This is a genomic window from Zunongwangia sp. L-65 (assembly GCF_056859415.1).
Genome location: NZ_JBSXOK010000078.1, coordinates 148,958 through 166,926, shown reverse-complemented (window position 1 = coordinate 166,926; position 17,969 = coordinate 148,958). Strand labels below are relative to the sequence as shown.

Here is a 17,969-nt window from a genome sequence, read left to right as displayed (position 1 = left end):
TATGCTAATCTAATAAGCTTAGAAATTCTTCCTGTTTAGATGGTCGTGGTGAATTGGTAGAAAGAATAATACTATCGTTCTTAATAACAGTGTACTTAGGGATAGAATATCTATTTTTGGTTTTACCTAATTGCAAAAAAACCCGGGCTAAATTTGATTTTTTAAAGTCGGCAAAACGATAATGTTGTTCTTTATTCGTATAACTATCAAGTTGGTTTACTGTTTCTTCCCATTTTTCCAGATCCTCGTCGACAGAGATATACACGGTAGAAATATCATTTTCCTTTAGCATAGGATTGTATTCATCAGACTTTTGCATTTCAGCAATACAAGGGGCGCACCAACTAGCCCAATTATCTATTAATTTAAATTTTGAAGGATCATTCTTAAAAATATCCTTCAGTTTTATCGAATCTCCTTTTATGTTGATCAATTTTTCATCGAGTAGTTGTTCGCTTAATTTAAAATCCATGCTGTTTAGATCGAAAATAATTTCATTGATTTTGCTTACGTAATCTTCGTTTTTAGAGAACTCTTCGCGATAATCGTTAATTAATTCTTCAATTAAAGTTTTTCCTTTTTGTCCAAACGCCAGTCCGGCTTCATGATAATTGTAAATAAGTCGAGCTATAGCAAAGCTTTCGAGATCATTATCAAGATTGCTTTTTATAAAGTCACGTTCGTTTATAAAATTATCGATGGAATATCCGGGAACTTCAGCGTTTGCAAAAATACTATGGATATACTTTGGGAGAGTTCTTTTAAAACAATCATTATACAATAATTCTGGCCTGTTAAAATCATCTTCAAAATTTATGGTATCAAAATATTCCTTGGCATCGAACATCGCTACCTCACCATCAAACTGCATTTTATTAATGACTTCATCCAAGTCAGATCCTTGATAGGTGCCATTTGAGAGTTGATGATCTCTTGGGGAAATTAAATGGAGAAGATATTCGTATTTTAATGCCGCATAGGTTTGCTGTTTAAAATCTTTGCTTACTTCCGGATGAGCTTTTATATAATTTTCGAGTATTTTCTTTTTCTGATTATAAAACTTGGTATTATCGTTTTTGTATTGATCAAAATCACCCTTAAAAACGCCCCAATTTCCGGTTGCTGTTTCTTCTAATTGCTGAAAGAAATTATAATGAGCCGCATTTTTACCAGAAAACCGAATCTTATGATCTTCAATTTCCATAAAAATACTGTCTCCGGGAGTAATGAAAAATCGCGAAAAAAGTGGAGGTAAACCTCCTTCCTCAAAAGCTATAAGGTCGATTATTTGAGGATTAGACAATTTCTGAATTTGGACATAAAGCGAATCTCCATGATTTTCTTGTTGGATGTTTGATACTTCGTTAAAGAGACCAGTATGAACTAAAAGATTAAAATATTTAAAGTTATAGGGAGCATCTGTTTTACCAATTAAAATAGCTTTAGCGTTAATGGTATCAATTGGTTTGTTTTGCAGGGTAGGAATGGTTACTTCTTCTAAAGAAGCGCTTTCAGCTAAATTTTTATTTGAATTTTTGCAGGAAGCACAAAGAAGAATAATAAGGGCGATGAGGTAATGATGATTTTTGAATGACATATTTCAGTTTTATTTTATATCTAAAAGTTAGTATTTTTATACAAGAATGTTGAGATTTCCAATAGATTTTTATTCAATTCGATTTCAATGTTTTCTTGTAAAAGTGGGAGATCGTCAAAGTTGGGCGTTTCGATTAAAACCACTTCTAAAACTGAATAATCTGGCATTTCCTTGCGATTTTTATTCCATTTTGTTTCCTTCAAGAATGTCCAGTATTTTTTCTGAATTTCAGCAGTATTACCCAAAAGCCAAAGTTCAAATCGCATTTCGAGGTGGTTTAAGACCAATCCGAATTTTAGTTTTTTGCTTTTCAGAAAATCATTAGAAAAATAGAAATACGTATAATCCAGATAGCCATGCAAAATTCCGGTAACCAAATAATCAAAAGAAGAATCTCGCTTAAGATCTGTCCTAAGTTTCATAACGAATGAAACCAGCTCTTTGTAAGCAATAAGAATATCGCCTTTTTGAAGCTGAGCCTGGTAAGAGGCAATATAATCGTTTAGATTTTTCATAAAAAAGAGAGATAGTCCTGCTAAAATAATCTTTTGAAAAAGTAGCCAACTCTTCTGAAAACATTCATTTTCTTTACAATCGCGACTTCCCCCATTAGTAAAGTTTCCATTTTTAGCTCGATGTTTAAAATTTTAGATTTCGCATCGACATTTATAATCTTGTTTTCATAACCAATAGACGTAAACTCTAATTTGAAATTATTTGCAGCAGTTTTTTCAGGCAGGATGATCTTAAAATTCCCATCAAAATCGGTTTGCGTTAAGATTTTAGAATCTAAGACCTTAATATGTACGCCAGGAATAGGAAGATCCTCTTCATCGGTCACGGTGCCAGAAATTACAATACTATCTTTAGCTGAAATTGAATGTTTTTCTTCGGAATTCTTTTCTGAAGTTTTCTCTAGTTGTTCGGTTTTAGTTGAAGTTTTTTGGGCATTTGCCGGCGCAGCGATTGCTAAAACTGAAGTAAATCCTGCTGCTACAACTAGTTGTTTCCAGTTGGTTTTAGAGTTGTTAGGTTTTAAATCGCGAAAAAGCTGAGATTGTTTAAATCTACCACAAATTTTTTGTCCGCTTTTTATTTTTTGAAGTAATTCGTCATCTGTAGTATTTGTGAAATCGATCACCTCCTTTTTACAAACCTGGCAAAATTTCCCTAGCTGAGAAACCGTCATGTGTTCCCAGTTTTCGCCACAGGCTTCGGGAATTTCAATAGAGATTTTCATAGTTTTCAATTTGTGAATACCAAGGTTTTTTGGCGCAAAAAGTAGCAAACCATATTAAAGCTATACAGACAAATGTCACAATTGTAGGTAATAGTAACGCCTGATTGCCTTAAACTTCTAAGGTATTTGCTTTAAATTTAATATTAATTTTGGGATATTCTTTTCAAATTAAAAATTAGCAGAAGGAATGTGCAGTTCCATTTTGTGAATTCTTAATTCATGTTTTTGATGAACAATGATGTCAATATAAAAAAATCGCTATTCAAAATTGTATATGCGGCTTAGATAGAATAAAAATCTCATTTAAGTTATAAAAAGTATAAAAATTCATTCCCTTTAATTATCGAGAATAAGAATGTCATCAATAAGAAAAATAATGTAGCTTAATGGATTGATAATTTTCAATAGATAGGTGAAGATTTTAATATTTTTAAATCACGAAAACTATGAAAACGCTAAGAATACTCAGTATTGTAACTTTGATGCTACTATCATCTTGTGATCCCTCATTTCATAGTGAACCAGAGTTTGTAGGCTACAACTTATATTTAAGTTTCCAGGATATTGCGGGAAATGACTTAGTTAAAGAAATTGAATTAAATGACTCTTCAAGATCTGTAAAAGATGCTTTATATACCTTAGATATTATTATTTCTGAACCATGTTGGAATTGGGATAATGACATCTATAATGCTCCTGCCCGGCCTGGTTTTGAGCCAGATGTTAACCGTCCCACATTTGGATTGTCCCGGTATAATGAATATTCTTACCTTACAAATCAGTTTGGTTTACCAATAGACGATTGTCCCAAACAGGAAATGCTTACGTACAAAATAAAGTGCCCATATATATTTGGAGATGATGCTGTACATGAATTAGTTACCTATTGGGAAATTCCGAACGAAAGAAATCCTTCCGCTAAATGTTACCGTATAACATTTGAAGGTAATGAGGTAACACCATCTACTATGGATAAATACGATTATAATTATACAGCAGCTATTATTCTAGAATAAAATGTGGAGAATTCTAATAGAGTAAAAAAGGGTATGGTGACATCTTACATGGCCAACTGTGGCTTAAAACTTAATCAATAAACATATACGGTTGCACCTGTTCCTCTATGTCACTAATGATATAAGCTGTTTAAATAGTCTTTCTTTTCCGATAATCTTTTTAAATCGATCATAACAGGTATCGAGTCATTCACCACTCCATTTATGGTGAAGTTTTCTTTATCCAGGCGCCCTGTGATCGAATTGATTTCATCTACCGGAGGGTCAAAATACATTCTAATTTCTCTTTTAAAGATCGAATATGCGCCATAGTAAATAGAATCATTAATAGAGATTACCGCCTGTTGATTATATTCTAAAAATAACATGGGATCAGATCCTAATTTCCCTTTTGTAATATTGATGTCTGAATAGTTAATCTTAAACTCCTTAATCGTATAACTTCCAGTAATCGTGTCGTCTACTTTAGATTTAATATTATACGAAAATATGCCATAACCAATAGGCAGCATGAAAACATATAGAAAAGGAAGCTTATGTACGAATCCTTTTTTCTTCGGAAGTAATGATGTCTTAAACTTACCGCTATTAAGGATAAAAAATTTATAAAGATCTTTTCTATATTCAAATAACAATAAGATAGTTAGAACAAGATCCAAGATTATATGTGAAATGGCAAAGTAAATTTCAAATTCTATATTTAATATGAGAATGTTTAGGCAAATCCCAATGGAAAGTAATAAAGCAATTAATCTTGTTCTTCTAAAAACGATTAAAATTCCTATCAATAGCTCAGCTAAACCAATAAAGATATTGTAATTATATGACCTTCCAAAGAAAGACCACATGTGTTGATATTTAGATATTTCGACTAGCGGTAAAAATGACTCATAATGCAAGATCCTAAATTGCATAAACAGCAATTTGGGAACTCCAAAACAGATCATTTTAATAGATAGATAATAAATGGCCAGATACTTAACAACACCAATTATCTTTTTAGTAAGGTTTGATTTCAATTGATAATTTAATAGTGATAAAAATAAAACGCTTTTATTCTTAAGCTATTGTTTACTAGCTATATTCAATAAATTTTGTCGTTTGCAAACGAATTCAATCGTTTACAAACGTATCTATACGAAAACAATTAGTTTACAGACGGATATAGTTTTAATGCTCATCTATGTTTGCAGGGTTGAAATGAACGAATGATTTTCAATTACAATTAAATTCTATAGTTATGAGCACTTTACGAAACAGCGTTAAATTGATTGGCCATGTTGGCACAGAGCCCGAAATTGTAAATTTAGATTCAGGTAAAAAACTGGCGAAATTTTCTATTGCAACCAACGAGTATTATAAAAATGCCAAAGGAGAGAAGGTTTCTGAAACCCAATGGCATAACCTTGTGGCCTGGGGGAAAACGGCAGATTTGGTCGAGAATTATGTGCCTAAAGGAAAAGAAATCGCAATAGATGGTAAACTTACCAGTAGGAGTTATGAAGACAAAACAGGTACTAAAAGATATATTACTGAAATTATATGCAACGAAATCCTGCTGTTAGGAAAGTAGATCGAATTGGGATTGATTTTAGTGTAAATCAAAAACTCCGTTTTTTTAATCATAGAAAACGGAGTTTTATTTTTAGATTTTTAATGCATTTGTGCCTCGCCGGCACCGCTGGGAATCCTGATGTCCTCAACAATTTGCTGTACATTTTCTGGTGGGGGAGGTGTAAGTCTAGAAATAACTATGGACAGCATAAAATTAACCAGCATGGCAATAACGCCAAAACCTTCAGGCGAAGTGCCAAACCACCATTCACTTTCTGGTAGCGGATCCATAATGCCTATAAGTCCGGTTTTATAAGTGATCATATAAAATAGCATTAGGCTGGTCCCAGCGATCATTCCGGTAACTGCACCTTGTCGATTCATTCTTTTATCGAAAATGCCTAAAACAATAGCGGGGAAAAATGAAGCAGCAGCTAATCCAAAAGCTAATGCGACGACCGCAGCAACAAAACCGGGAGGATAAATCCCGAAGAAACCTGCAACAATAATAGCCACTAATATGCTTATTCTCGCAATCATAAGTTCGCCCTTATCTGAAATATTGGGTTTCAATTGTTTTTTTACCAGATCGTGAGAAACAGAAGTAGAAATCACCAATAATAATCCGGCAGCGGTAGATAAAGCAGCAGCAAGTCCGCCGGCGGCGACCAAACTTATTACCCAGTTAGGCAATTGCGCAATCTCTGGATTGGCTAAAACCATGATATCCTTATCTACATATAATTCATTTTCGGTAGTACTGGGATTGCTAATAATACGTTCACCGTTTGCTCCTCTTTTATCGGTAAAAAGCGGTTTCCCATCCACAGCTTCAGAATTTCGGTACTGAATTTTTCCGTCCTTATTTTTATCGGTCCATGAAATTAAGCCGGTATTTTCCCAATTTTTAAACCAGTCGGGTAAATCCTTATACGCTGTTTCGTTTACCGTTGTTATTAAATTGGTTCTGGCAAAAACAGCAACTGCCGGTGCCGTAGTGTATAAAATGGCAATAATAAGTAAAGCATAGCCGGCAGATTTTCGGGCATCTTTAACTTTTGGAACCGTAAAAAAGCGAACAATAACATGGGGTAAACCAGAAGTGCCTGCCATCAAAGCCAGGGTAATGGCAAAAATATCCCATGTAGATTTTGTGCCGCTGGTATATTCCTTAAATCCTAACTGGGTATGTAATTGATCTAATTGATCTAATAGAAAGGTTCCGTCTTCAACCTTATCACCCATTCCAATTTGCGGAAAAGGATTGCCCGTCATCTGGATAGAAATAAAAATAGCAGGCACCATAAAGGCAAAAATAAGTACACAATATTGAGCAACCTGCGTGTAAGTGATGCCCTTCATTCCTCCTAAAAAAGCAAATACCAGTACCACTGCCATACCAATAAGTACCCCTTTGGTAATATCTACCTGTAAGAATTGAGAGAATACAATTCCCACGCCGCGCATCTGTCCTGCCACATAGGTAAACGAAACAATTAAAGCACAGATAATGGCAATGGTTCGTGCCGAATTAGAGTAATAACGGTCGCCGATAAAATCGGGTACCGTAAATTTTCCAAACTTCCTTAAGTAAGGGGCTAGCAAAAGTGCAAGGAGAACATAACCACCCGTCCAGCCCATCAAATAAACCGACCCATCGTAACCGCTAAAAGATATAAGTCCGGCCATAGAAATAAAAGAAGCGGCACTCATCCAATCGGCAGCTGTGGCCATTCCGTTAGCTAATGGGGAAACTCCACCACCGGCGATATAAAAATCTTTTGTGGAAGAAGCCCGGGCCCAGATGGCTATACCAAAATATAGCGTAAAACTAATACCTACTAAGATCCAGGTCCATAATTGTACATCCATATTTGTAATGTTAAGTTGAGGGGAGTTTTAATATTGTAAAGTTTGATTATTCAGCATATCCATATTTTTTATCCAGTTTATTCATCAATCGTATGTAAATAAAGATGAGGACCACAAAAACATAAATAGAGCCTTGTTGTGCAAACCAAAATCCTAGTTTAAAACCTCCAATCTTATATTGATTTAAAAAGTCTTTAAATAGAATGCCCGCACCAAAGGATACCATAAACCATATGCTTAAAAGTATAACTAGATATTTGATGTTTTCGCGCCAGTATTTTTTAGGTTTTTTATTATTCAAAATCGCATTATGTTAAATAAATCATCAAAATTTAGTAAATAAAATTTATATATTTTAAAAAAATTAGTTTTTAATTATAAATCAGCTATCCTGTATTGTGAGGTGTATAAATATTTTGCTGTTGCAAATCGAGAATGCAGGAACGGAGTTTGCCTTAGGTTTGCGTTTTCTAGCGAAGTACTACTGAATAATAAAAAGCATCTGTTGCCGGGAGAATTTAGATGCAGAGTTCGCTAAATTTATGAAGAAATTGAAAGCAAGCTAGAAATAGATATTTTGCGCCAAACGATAGGTATTGGCGTGTGCCTCGATGATTACTTTTATTTCAGGAGAATAGCCACCACCCATGCTACATTGTACCGGTATTTTAAGATCGTGACAGGTTTGCAATACAAAACGATCACGTTCTTTGCACCCCTCAATGCTACAGGCAAGTCGGCCAAGTTTATCGGTTTCCAGAATATCTACTCCGCACAGATAAAAAATAAAATCTGGTTGTACTTTTTCAATAAGATCGGGTAGTATTTCTTTTAAAGTTTCTAGGTAATACTCATCTTTAGAGCCATCGGGAACTTCGATATCCAGGTCTGAAATTTCTTTTCTAAAAGGGTAGTTTCCTTTACCATGCATCGAAAAGGTAAAAACCGAATCATCATTCTGAAAAATTTCAGCCGTACCATTTCCCTGATGGACATCAAGATCGATAATCAGTATTTTTTTAGCTAATTTTTTCTTCTGAAGATATCTTGCCGCAATTGCCTGATCGTGCAACAGGCAAAAGGCTTCGCCATGGTCGCTGTAAGCGTGATGCGTACCACCGGCAATATTCATTGAAATTCCATTTTCTAGAGCATAATGACAGCCTTCAAGAGTACCACCGGCGATAATGATTTCACGATCTACCAGTTCCTGAGAAAGTGGGAATCCGGTTTTTCTAATCGCTCTTCGATCCAGCGTAAGGTTCGTTAAATTTTCGACATATTCTATGGTATGCACCGCAAGAATGTCTTCCAGATCTGCTGGTTTTGGCTCAAAAAAATGTTGTTGTTCACAAGTACCCTCATGTAAAAGCTGTTTAGGCAGCAAATCGTATTTCTCCATGGGAAAACGATGCCCTTCTGGTAAAGGGTGTTTGTAAATAGGGTGGAAGGCAATTTTGAGCATAGCTTGATTAAAAATCCGCCTAAAGAACTTCTTTAGCCGGTAGATTTGATATTTTTAGAACTCTCTTATTCTATAAGAATCATTGTTTTTATAATAATAGCCATAGTAAGCATGATCATTCCATTTAAACACATTCTCTGCGGTATCGTTATTTTTAAGTTTTTCTGTGAATTTCTTAATTTTATCGAAGACACTTTCTTCAACGGGCCCGTCGATATGTTCAAAATTTTGGTCAAACAAACATTTTATGCGAACAGATTTTCCTCTGGTATATGAAAAGTAAGCACCGGCGTATAAACTAAAATTATCTGAGATATACATTGGCGTTCCCGGCATACCACCCATTCCTGGCATTCCCATCATCATAGGCGCACCTCCTCCTGCTATTTCTATATAACTTCCTATGGTTATGATATTTTATTATCATTTTTAAAAGCTGAAACGCCTATATTCTCATTATCAATTTTTCTTAAAAATTTAGACGTTTTTTTCCAGTTCACGATGCGGAGCAAACCAATCTCCTTCTTTATCCTGAATAATCGGGGTGTTCTTAAAATTAAATTCTTCATCCTTAGTTAGAAATATGTTTTTAAGAACCTCATTAGAGTTTCTATTTTTCACTTCAAAATATAATTCATTAGAATTCGCTACTACCTGATAAATATTATCATCTAATAGAAAAGAATTACTGTGATAATCATCAAGTGAGCTATATTTTGGTTTCTCAAATTGTTTAATTTCGGCAGTATAATTTTTTAGATTTACAGAGATAATAAAGGTTTCAAAAATACTTTTATCCAGGCTAAGATCGAAGCCATTTAAAGTTTTATACAATTTATTAGTTGCACTGGCCATTTCTATACTAATAGGGACTTGATTATCAATTTTTTCAACCTCTATACTTGAACTCATCCCATTGGGACTCAATAGCATCTCATGAAGATCTTTTGAGTGAATATCCTTGATTCTATATTCAAAATCTAGATTTATTTTATTCTTTGATTGTTTTAGGTCATTAAAAGTGTAAATATTTAGGTTCGATGAATTTTTTTCAAGTGTCAATAAATACAGCTTATTGTCTTTACTTAAAGCTTCTATATAGGCTTCTTTTTTGAGTTTGAAATCGAACTCAATTTCTTTGGTTTGTCTGGTTGAAAAATCAAACTGTATGGCTCCATATTTTCTTTTATTTCTATGCTGTAGAAACAATGTGGTTACCTCTCCGTTCTGAACGTAACCTATTATGTTATCATATTTATTCGGTAAACCATCAGATTTAAGTTGTTTTACCTGTTTTACTTCTTTATTGTAGATGTAGGCATTAAACGTTTTGTTATCATCTATAAAAAGGGTTAAGTTCCCATTTTCATCATTTGTTATGGTAAAAATCTCTTCAATAGAACGCTTATTGTCTTTTAGTTCATTTGGAAGGTCGAAATATCTGTTTTGACCTTGGACATTAAAACTAAAATAAATTAAAATAGAGAGAGTGTAAAATTTTTTCACGTTTAAAGCTATTAAAAATTAAAAGCTGCAAATATATTATTTCAAGTTAAAATTCCTATTAAAGCTAAACTTGGCAGGGCATTATTTTTTATTTCATCTCGTACGGGAGTTGAACATTTCATCCGGTTTGTCTAGTAAATATTTCTAAGGTTTTCTTATGAACTTCACCTTAAAATTAAAAGGATCATGATTGCTCTATTTGAGCTTTCGTTTGTTTGGCATGACGTATTGTTCTTTCCAGCAAAGAAGTATAAATTGGTTTATTTCCTAAAAATGCGGTAAAGACCGAAGCAGTTACTGTTGTAATTATCAACGGAAGTGTAAGCTCATAATTTGAAGTGATTTCTATGGCCAGCATGATTCCGGTAAGCGGAGCCCTAACGGTAGAAGCAAATATTGCCGCCATACCGGCTACCGCATATACTCCCGTTTCATTTACTAAATGCGGATTAAAATGCTGAATGGTATATCCGAATATCATTCCTAAAATAGCTCCTAAACTTAATAGGGGTGCAAAAATACCACCGGGAACTCCAGAGCTATAACTTAAAATAGAAAGGATAAATCGCCCCACGAACATAACTATGAGCACCCATATGGTAAAAGAATGCCCCAATACATCTTTAATAGTATTGTAGCCTGCGCCCGTCATATCCGGGAAGTAAATACTAAGTATGGCGATTATAATTCCCAGACCTATACTAAACACTAAAATGGGGTTTTTAAGTTTACCGAAAAGATCCAGTGATTTTAATAAAGCACTATTAAATAGATATCCTATAAAACTAAATAGGAGTCCTAACAAACCAAAAAACCAAATCTCACTGATGTCTGGTGAGCTGAATATTTTAATAGAAAGTGCTGTATCTTCACCGATTAAATAACGGGCGATAAGATCTGACGTTCCTGATCCAATCATTATAGCTGCAACTGAATAAAAATTGAACTTAAAATGACCGTGCATTTCTTCAATAACAAAAACAATTCCTGAAAGTGGAGCGTTAAAAGCCCCTGCAAGTCCTGCTGCCGCTCCTGCCGATAAAAGAGGATTGTTTTGTTCGTCTTCCTGTTTAAAGAGCTCTTTTACCATTTTACCTACATTGGCTCCAATTTGTACAGTAGGTCCTTCTCTTCCCAGAAGCATGCCACTACCCAAAGAGAAAATAGAGGCTATAAATTTTACAGGTAATACTCGTTTCCAGCGGGTAGGCCTAACTTCATCTAAAGCACCCTCTATTTCCTGAATACCGCTTCCGCCAGCTTCTGGGGCAAATTTTTTAACTAAAAAAAGGGCTATTTGAATAGCCCCGATTATTAATAAAATTAGTCCTATACCTTCTAAAATTGGCGATAAAGAAAAATCGAAATTTCCATACAGTTTTTCTCTAAGATTCTCAATTTTAGAGATACATATTCTAAAGGCAGAGGATAGTAGACCTGCAATAATGCCAATAATCAATGAGTAGAGTAAAACTTTTACGTTTTTAGCATCTGCTTTAATATTGCGTTGGGCAACCTTATAAAAATAAGCAGTTTTTCCCATATCCTTGGCGTTGCCTGTTAGGCGCTATCGCTCTATATCATTAATTTATTGTCGCTCCATTTATTACGCCATCTTCATCTGGGTTTACAAAAACCAGTTTGCCTTCAGCATTTTCAGTAAGTAAGATCATTCCTTCACTTTCTACACCTCGTAATTTCCTTGGGGCAAGATTCGCTAAAACGGTCACCTTTTTACCAATTAATTCTTCCGCTTTAAAATGTTCTGCAATACCAGAAACAATAGTTCTTTTGTCTAAGCCGGTCTCTACTTTTAAAACCATTAGTTTTTTGGTTTTAGGCATTTTGCTGGCTTCAAGAATGGTTCCTACTCGAAGATCCATTTTAGTAAAATCTTCAAAAGTAGCCGTATCTTTTTGAGGTTCTACGCTTTCACTTGCTTTAGCATTAGCCACTTTAGAGGCTTCTAATTTTTGTAGCTGTACTTCAATCTTTTCATCTTCAATTTTAGCGAAAAGTAATTCAGCTTTGCCAATTATATGACCAGAAGGCAGGAGTGCTTCTCGAGTGGTGATTTTATTCCACTGCGAAAGTTCTCCTTCGTTAAGATTCCTTTCTTCAGCACTGAATTTTAAAATCTCTTTCAGTTTATTAGAGGTAAATGGTAAAAATGGTTCACTAAGCGTCGCCAGTGCCGATGCGATTTGTAGTGCTACATACATAATGGTTTTAGTGCGTTCTTCATCGGTTTTTACCAGTTTCCATGGTTCTTCGTCAGCTAAATACTTGTTTCCTAGGCGGGCAAGATTCATTAACTCAGCCTGAGCTTCTCTAAATCGGTATTTTTCAATAGAGCTGGCGATTACTGCAGGATAGGCTTTTAAAGCTGCGATAGTTTCTTCGTCTACTTTAGAATATTCTGCCGGAGTAGGAACTTCACCATTATAGTATTTATTAGTTAAAACGACTACACGATTAATAAAGTTACCAAAAATAGCTACCAGTTCATTGTTATTTCTAGCCTGAAAATCTTTCCAGGTAAAATCATTATCTTTTGTTTCTGGCGCATTAGCTGTTAATGCATAGCGCAATACATCCTGCTGGCCAGGGAAATCTTCCAGATATTCATGTAACCAAACCGCCCAGTTTTTAGAAGTCGATAATTTTTTACCTTCTAGATTTAAAAACTCGTTAGCCGGTACGTTTTCTGGTAAAATATAATCGCCATGTGCTTTAAGCATCACTGGAAAGATGATACAATGAAAAACAATATTATCTTTTCCTATAAAATGAACCAATTTGGTGTCTTTATCTTTCCAGTAAGGCTCCCAGTCTTTTCCTTCGCGTGCAGCCCATTCTTTGGTTGAAGAGATATAACCAATAGGTGCGTCAAACCAAACGTACAATACTTTTCCTTCGCCACCTTCAACTGGTACAGGGATACCCCAATCCAGATCCCGGGTGACTGCTCGGGCACGTAAACCATCATCGATCCAGGATTTTACCTGTCCGTATACATTGGGTTTCCAATCAGATTTATGTCCTTCAAGGATCCATTCTTTTAGCCAGCTTTCATATTGGTCTAAGGGTAAAAACCAATGTTTGGTCTCTTTTAATGTTGGCGTAGCACCTGTTATTGCCGATTTTGGATTGATAAGATCTGTTGCGTTTAGCGACGTTCCGCAGCTTTCACACTGGTCGCCATAAGCTTCTTCGTTACCACATTTAGGGCAGGTGCCGGTTACAAAACGATCGGCAAGAAATTGCTTTGCCTCAGCATCATAAAGTTGCTCGGTAGTTTCTTCAATAAACTTCCCATCATCGTACAGTTTTTTAAAGAATGCTGAAGCGGTTTTATGATGAATTTCAGCAGATGTTCTTGAGTAGTTATCAAAAGAAATTCCGAAGTTATTAAAGGAATCCTTAATAATCCCGTCATACTTATCTACGATATCCTGCGGAGTAACTCCTTCTTTTTTTGCCTTAATAGTAATAGGTACTCCATGCTCGTCGCTACCGCAAACAAAAGCTACATCGTGCCCTTGCATTCTTAAAAATCGGGAATAGATATCTGCCGGAACGTAAACTCCCGATAGATGCCCAATATGTATTGGCCCATTAGTGTAAGGCAAAGCTGCCGTAATTGTATATCTTTTTGGCGTGTTACTCATTTTCTGTTTTAACTTTTACTCGATAATCGAGATTAAATATTCCGGTCCCTTTGGTTATTGGGATAACTCGAAATAAAAATTAATTTTTTAATAACTACCTCATGGTTTGCCCTGAGGTAGTTTACCCGGTTCTCCCGGGATTTGATTCATTTTCCCAATTTTATGGGATATTTTTTTGTAAAACTCACCTTCATTTTTGTAAGGATGAATTTTAGGGCGTAAAGGTAAGCAACTGCGTTATAATACGCGTTAAATTCTTGCAAAACACCATGTACTCCTTCAATTTGTTTCTAATTTAGTAATTCAAAAGATCGGCCGATTGCCAATGTAATTATTTTACTTTTTTTATAACCAATCTGTGCAATTTAAATCGTCTTCTGGAGACTAAATTTCAGTAAAAACTAACCAAAAATGAAAAAAATACTTTTATTATTCGTAGTCATAAGTGTTGTGGCTTGTGGCGGAAGTAAAAAAGCTATCAATAGCGATAAGTATACCATAGAATCCCTTCAGCATAAAAACTACGAGCAGATTTTAGGAATGTACAGCGATGCCGATCCAGAAAATGGTAACGATATGATGGAAGAAGGGACTGTAGAGCGGCCTTATACCATACTATATCCTGGGACTAAAGATGAAATTTTAATTACCTGGAAAGATGATGCTAAAACATCTATTTTTGATATTAATTATTCTGAAAACGGAAAATGGAGTTCTGCGACAGGAATTAAAATAGGAACCACTTACGATGAGCTTTCTAAAATAAACGGAAAAGAGGTTAAATTCTACGGATTTGGCTGGGATTATAGTGGCGCTGTAGATTGGAACGGCGGAAAATTAGAAGATTCAAATATCCGGGTGTTTTTAAATCCTGAAGGTAGAATTGCCGATAAATTTTATGGAGACCGAATGATCGATGCTTCTCCTGAGGAGATTAAAGCCTTAAATTTAAAAGTTTCCACAATCATGTACCGTGATTAAGATACAGAAGCTTTAATTATCTTAGATTTTCTTATCGGGAGGAAATAACGCCTGGTTATATGTATTCTTGAAGTAGCATTATCTTTAGAAAATTTTAAAATTATGGCTGGTCATAATGAACTTGGGAAAAAGGGGGAGGGGCTGGCCATTGCTTTTTTAAAAGATAACGGCTATAAAATTCTTGAGAAAAATTATCGATTTCAGAAAGCTGAAGTTGATGTTATAGCTTTTAAAGATAAAGTTCTAGTAGGTGTTGAGGTAAAAACCAGAAGTACTTCGCATTTTGGAAATCCTCAAGATTTTGTAAAAACCGGACAAATTCAGCGTTTGGTTTTAGCGATGAATCATTATGCTGAGGTAAAGGATCTGGATGCTGAAATTCGATTTGATATCGTGGCAATTATCAAAAATTCTGCAGGAACCCGGATCGAACTTATAGAGGATGCTTTTTACTATTTCTGAATTTCTACAAACTCAAAATCCACATCAAATTCGGTGGTTGAAACATTAGCTTTTAGGGTATCATTTTGGAGTTTATAAATGATTTTCTTTGGAAATTCATTTGTGTCATTTTCAGCTATAAAATATTCAGGTTTTAATTCGGAAAGGACAAAGGGAGTAGGAGCTTCGTTCACGCCGGTCACCTGTAGTGTCCATTCATCATTTTCTTTAAACAGTTTTAGATTTTCTTTAAAAATGGTGTCGTCGTCTAACATCGTATAGCCCAATCCCGAATAATAGTTTTTATCTTTTTTCCATATTTCGTAGGTTTTAAAGTCTTCTTCGGCATTTACACGTTTCCATTCTCCAATAAGCCAATCAAAATCCTCTGCATCATTAGTGCATGAAAATAAAAGTAACAGACTGGAAAGAGCTAAAAATAAACGTTTCATAGGGTTTTAAATATTAGATTGTGAAATTAAACAATTTAAATAAAAAAAGCCTGAAGAATATCTCCAGGCTTTGAATATAGATTTAAAAATTTTACCAGATTTTTACGCGATCATCAGGTGCAACATACATCGAATCTCCTTCTTTAATATCAAAAGCTTCATAAAATGCATCGATATTTTGCAAAGGTACATAAGCTCTATACATTCCAGGAGAATGGGGATCTGTTTTAATTCTGCTTTTTAAAGCTTCGTCACGCATTTTAGTACGCCAAACGGTTGCCCAGGAAAGGAAAAAACGTTGCTCTGGTGTAAATCCGTCAATTTTTCCCGGATCACCATGTTCTTTCAGATGCATTTGTAAACCATCATAAGCAGCGTTAACACCACCAAGGTCACCGATATTTTCGCCTAGTGTAAATTCACCATTAATAAAGGTACTGTCCAAAACTTCGATAGCACTGTACTGGTCGGCAAGATCTTTCCCAAGACCTTCAAACTGCGAAAGATCTTCATCGGTCCACCAGTTGTTCAGGTTTCCTTCAGCATCAAAGCGAGCACCGCTATCATCAAACCCATGAGAAATCTCATGACCAATTACGGCACCAATTCCCCCGTAATTTACAGCGGCATCTGCTTTGTAATCATAAAAAGGTGGTTGTAAAATAGCCGCTGGGAATACAATCTCGTTGTAACTTGGATTGTAATAAGCGTTAACGGTTTGTGGCGACATAAACCACTCCGATTTATCTACAGGTTCTCCTAGTTTTGCAATATTTTTAGCGGTACTCCATTTACGGGCGTTCATCACGTTTTGAAAATAAGAACCATCTTTAGATCCTAAGATTTCTAAATCACCATAATCTTCCCATTCGTCTGGATAGCCTACTTTAATAGTGGTGGTATTTAGTTTTTCAATCGCTTTTTTCTTGGTGTCTTCACTCATCCAGCTGAGGTTGTTAATACGCTTTTCGTAAGCCTTAATTACATTAGCGATCATTTCCTGAGCTTTTTCTTTAGCCTCTGGAGGGAAGTGTTTTTCTACATATAGTTTTCCTAAAGCTTCCCCTACTGTACCATTTACAGTACTTAAAGCTCTTTCGTCTCTGGGGCGTTGTTCTTTAGCACCTCTTAAAGTTTTGCTGTAAAAATCCCAGTTGGCTGTTTCGATATCTGTAGACAACATTCCGGCAGCGGCATCAAATGCTGTCCATGTTAGATACTTCTTCCAGGTGTCCACATCATTTTGTGCCAGAAGATCTTGCATGGCTTTCATATAGGCTGGCTGAGAAACAATAATGGTATCTAATTTGCCTGCGCCAATTTCTTCAAAATAAGTATTCCAGTCTATTGCCGGTACCATTTCTTGAAGAGCCGCCACGCTCATTGGATTATAAGTTTTACGTGCGTCACGACGCTCTACTTTATCTAATCTTGGTTTAGCAAGTTTGGTCTCAAATTCGACTACTGTTTTTGCGAATTCTTTAGCATCTTCTTTAGAGTAATCTAGAAACTGCATCATACGGGCAATATGTTCTTCATACTTTGCTTTTTTCTCTTTAGAATCTGAGTCGTCTGCAATATAATAATCGCGATCTGGCAGTCCCAGGCTGCCTGGGTAAAGGTAAGCTGCATTCTGGTTACTGTTTTTAGCATCTGCACTAACCCCAAAAGAGAAGAAACCACCACCGCCGTACTTAGACATTTCTGTTAAGTAAGCCTGTAAATCTTCTTTATTCGAAATTTTATTTACTTTTTCTAAATAGGGTAATACTGGCGCAACGCCTTGCTCGTTGCGAGCCACGGTATCCATAATGGTTTTGTATAGATTTACCGCTTTAGCCTGATCGCTGTTTGCATCCAGGTTCTCGTTGTTAGAAGCTTGATTTAATAATGCTAAGGCATCATCATCTGTAGTTTCACGAAGTTCCATGAAACTGCCCCAGGTAGTCTGGTCACTGGGAATTTCTGTAGCATCAAGCCACGCACCATTCACATAGCGAAAAAAATCATTTTTGGGTGTTGTTGTAGTATCCATATAGGCTACATTGATCCCGTGAATTTCTTCTTTTTCTGTGTTTGTAGACTTTTCCCCGTCTTTACAACCAATTATAGTGGCACCTAATAGGGACAAGCATACTGCATTTGTTATTTTTTTCATTTAATGTTTGTGTGTT

The 17,969-nt window shown here is 35.4% G+C and carries 17 protein-coding genes; 4 read left to right on the top strand and 13 right to left on the bottom strand.

Annotated features, from left to right (window positions below; translation table 11 throughout):
- Positions 1 to 4: 4 nt before the first annotated feature.
- Genes AC13DP_RS19305 through AC13DP_RS19295 form a run of 3 tightly spaced genes read right to left on the bottom strand, consistent with a single transcriptional unit; the run spans position 5 to position 2,837 of the window.
- Positions 5 to 1,597: a TlpA family protein disulfide reductase gene (locus AC13DP_RS19305; RefSeq protein ID WP_347407791.1), complete on the bottom strand. Its 1,593-nt coding sequence runs from the start codon at positions 1,595 to 1,597 to the stop codon at positions 5 to 7.
- 20 nt (positions 1,598 to 1,617) lie between these two features.
- Positions 1,618 to 2,112, bottom strand: a complete 495-nt coding sequence (locus AC13DP_RS19300; protein ID WP_347407792.1) for a DUF7000 family protein — start codon at positions 2,110 to 2,112, stop codon at positions 1,618 to 1,620.
- A 20-nt stretch (positions 2,113 to 2,132) separates the two neighbouring features.
- A complete protein-coding gene (locus AC13DP_RS19295; RefSeq protein ID WP_347407793.1) occupies positions 2,133 to 2,837 on the bottom strand; it encodes a carboxypeptidase-like regulatory domain-containing protein in 705 nt (234 codons plus the stop codon).
- Between the two features lie 446 nt (positions 2,838 to 3,283).
- Between AC13DP_RS19295 and AC13DP_RS19290 the strand changes: the two genes are divergently transcribed.
- Positions 3,284 to 3,853 (top strand): hypothetical protein, encoded by a 570-nt coding sequence (locus AC13DP_RS19290; protein ID WP_347407794.1) that lies wholly within the window; start codon positions 3,284 to 3,286, stop codon positions 3,851 to 3,853.
- A 113-nt stretch (positions 3,854 to 3,966) separates the two neighbouring features.
- Here the strand turns inward: AC13DP_RS19290 and AC13DP_RS19285 are convergent, their stop codons facing one another.
- On the bottom strand, positions 3,967 to 4,767 hold the full coding sequence (locus AC13DP_RS19285) for a hypothetical protein (protein ID WP_483068299.1): 801 nt from the start codon (positions 4,765 to 4,767) through the stop codon (positions 3,967 to 3,969).
- Positions 4,768 to 5,093: 326 nt separating this feature from the next.
- Between AC13DP_RS19285 and AC13DP_RS19280 the strand changes: the two genes are divergently transcribed.
- On the top strand, positions 5,094 to 5,426 hold the full coding sequence (locus AC13DP_RS19280; RefSeq protein ID WP_228249120.1) for a single-stranded DNA-binding protein: 333 nt from the start codon (positions 5,094 to 5,096) through the stop codon (positions 5,424 to 5,426).
- A gap of 80 nt (positions 5,427 to 5,506) precedes the next feature.
- On the opposite strand, the gene AC13DP_RS19275 is transcribed toward AC13DP_RS19280, so the two are convergent.
- The 7 genes from AC13DP_RS19275 to metG all read right to left on the bottom strand — a co-directional run bounded on the left by AC13DP_RS19275 (position 5,507) and on the right by metG (position 13,921).
- Positions 5,507 to 7,279 carry a sodium:solute symporter family protein gene (locus AC13DP_RS19275; protein ID WP_483068298.1) on the bottom strand — a complete coding sequence of 591 codons (1,773 nt, stop codon included), beginning with the start codon at positions 7,277 to 7,279 and terminating at the stop codon, positions 5,507 to 5,509.
- 46 nt (positions 7,280 to 7,325) lie between these two features.
- Complete coding sequence (locus AC13DP_RS19270) at positions 7,326 to 7,580, bottom strand: DUF4212 domain-containing protein (RefSeq protein WP_228249122.1); 255 nt, start codon at positions 7,578 to 7,580, stop codon at positions 7,326 to 7,328.
- A gap of 261 nt (positions 7,581 to 7,841) precedes the next feature.
- Entirely contained in the window at positions 7,842 to 8,744 is a 903-nt protein-coding gene (locus AC13DP_RS19265; RefSeq protein WP_483068297.1) for a histone deacetylase family protein, read from the bottom strand.
- 54 nt (positions 8,745 to 8,798) lie between these two features.
- On the bottom strand, positions 8,799 to 9,110 hold the full coding sequence (locus tag AC13DP_RS19260) for a hypothetical protein (RefSeq protein ID WP_483068296.1): 312 nt from the start codon (positions 9,108 to 9,110) through the stop codon (positions 8,799 to 8,801).
- Between the two features lie 111 nt (positions 9,111 to 9,221).
- Entirely contained in the window at positions 9,222 to 10,250 is a 1,029-nt protein-coding gene (locus AC13DP_RS19255; RefSeq protein WP_483068295.1) for a hypothetical protein, read from the bottom strand.
- A gap of 184 nt (positions 10,251 to 10,434) precedes the next feature.
- Positions 10,435 to 11,793, bottom strand: a complete 1,359-nt coding sequence (gene clcA, locus AC13DP_RS19250) for a H(+)/Cl(-) exchange transporter ClcA (RefSeq protein WP_013073934.1) — start codon at positions 11,791 to 11,793, stop codon at positions 10,435 to 10,437.
- Positions 11,794 to 11,833: 40 nt separating this feature from the next.
- Positions 11,834 to 13,921 carry a methionine--tRNA ligase gene (gene metG, locus AC13DP_RS19245; protein ID WP_347407796.1) on the bottom strand — a complete coding sequence of 696 codons (2,088 nt, stop codon included), beginning with the start codon at positions 13,919 to 13,921 and terminating at the stop codon, positions 11,834 to 11,836.
- A gap of 411 nt (positions 13,922 to 14,332) precedes the next feature.
- On the opposite strand from metG, the gene AC13DP_RS19240 reads away from it, so the two are divergent.
- Positions 14,333 to 14,902, top strand: a complete 570-nt coding sequence (locus tag AC13DP_RS19240; RefSeq protein WP_228249129.1) for a hypothetical protein — start codon at positions 14,333 to 14,335, stop codon at positions 14,900 to 14,902.
- Positions 14,903 to 15,004: 102 nt separating this feature from the next.
- Positions 15,005 to 15,364, top strand: coding sequence for a YraN family protein (locus AC13DP_RS19235; protein WP_483068294.1), 360 nt, complete (start codon positions 15,005 to 15,007; stop codon positions 15,362 to 15,364).
- Here AC13DP_RS19235 and AC13DP_RS19230 read toward each other — a convergent pair.
- Both AC13DP_RS19230 and AC13DP_RS19225 read right to left on the bottom strand, forming a co-directional pair.
- On the bottom strand, positions 15,355 to 15,795 hold the full coding sequence (locus AC13DP_RS19230) for a DUF6265 family protein (protein WP_013073929.1): 441 nt from the start codon (positions 15,793 to 15,795) through the stop codon (positions 15,355 to 15,357). The genes AC13DP_RS19235 and AC13DP_RS19230 overlap by 10 nt on opposite strands.
- Positions 15,796 to 15,886: 91 nt before the next feature.
- On the bottom strand, positions 15,887 to 17,953 hold the full coding sequence (locus tag AC13DP_RS19225; protein WP_013073928.1) for a M13 family metallopeptidase: 2,067 nt from the start codon (positions 17,951 to 17,953) through the stop codon (positions 15,887 to 15,889).
- Positions 17,954 to 17,969 lie beyond the last annotated feature (16 nt).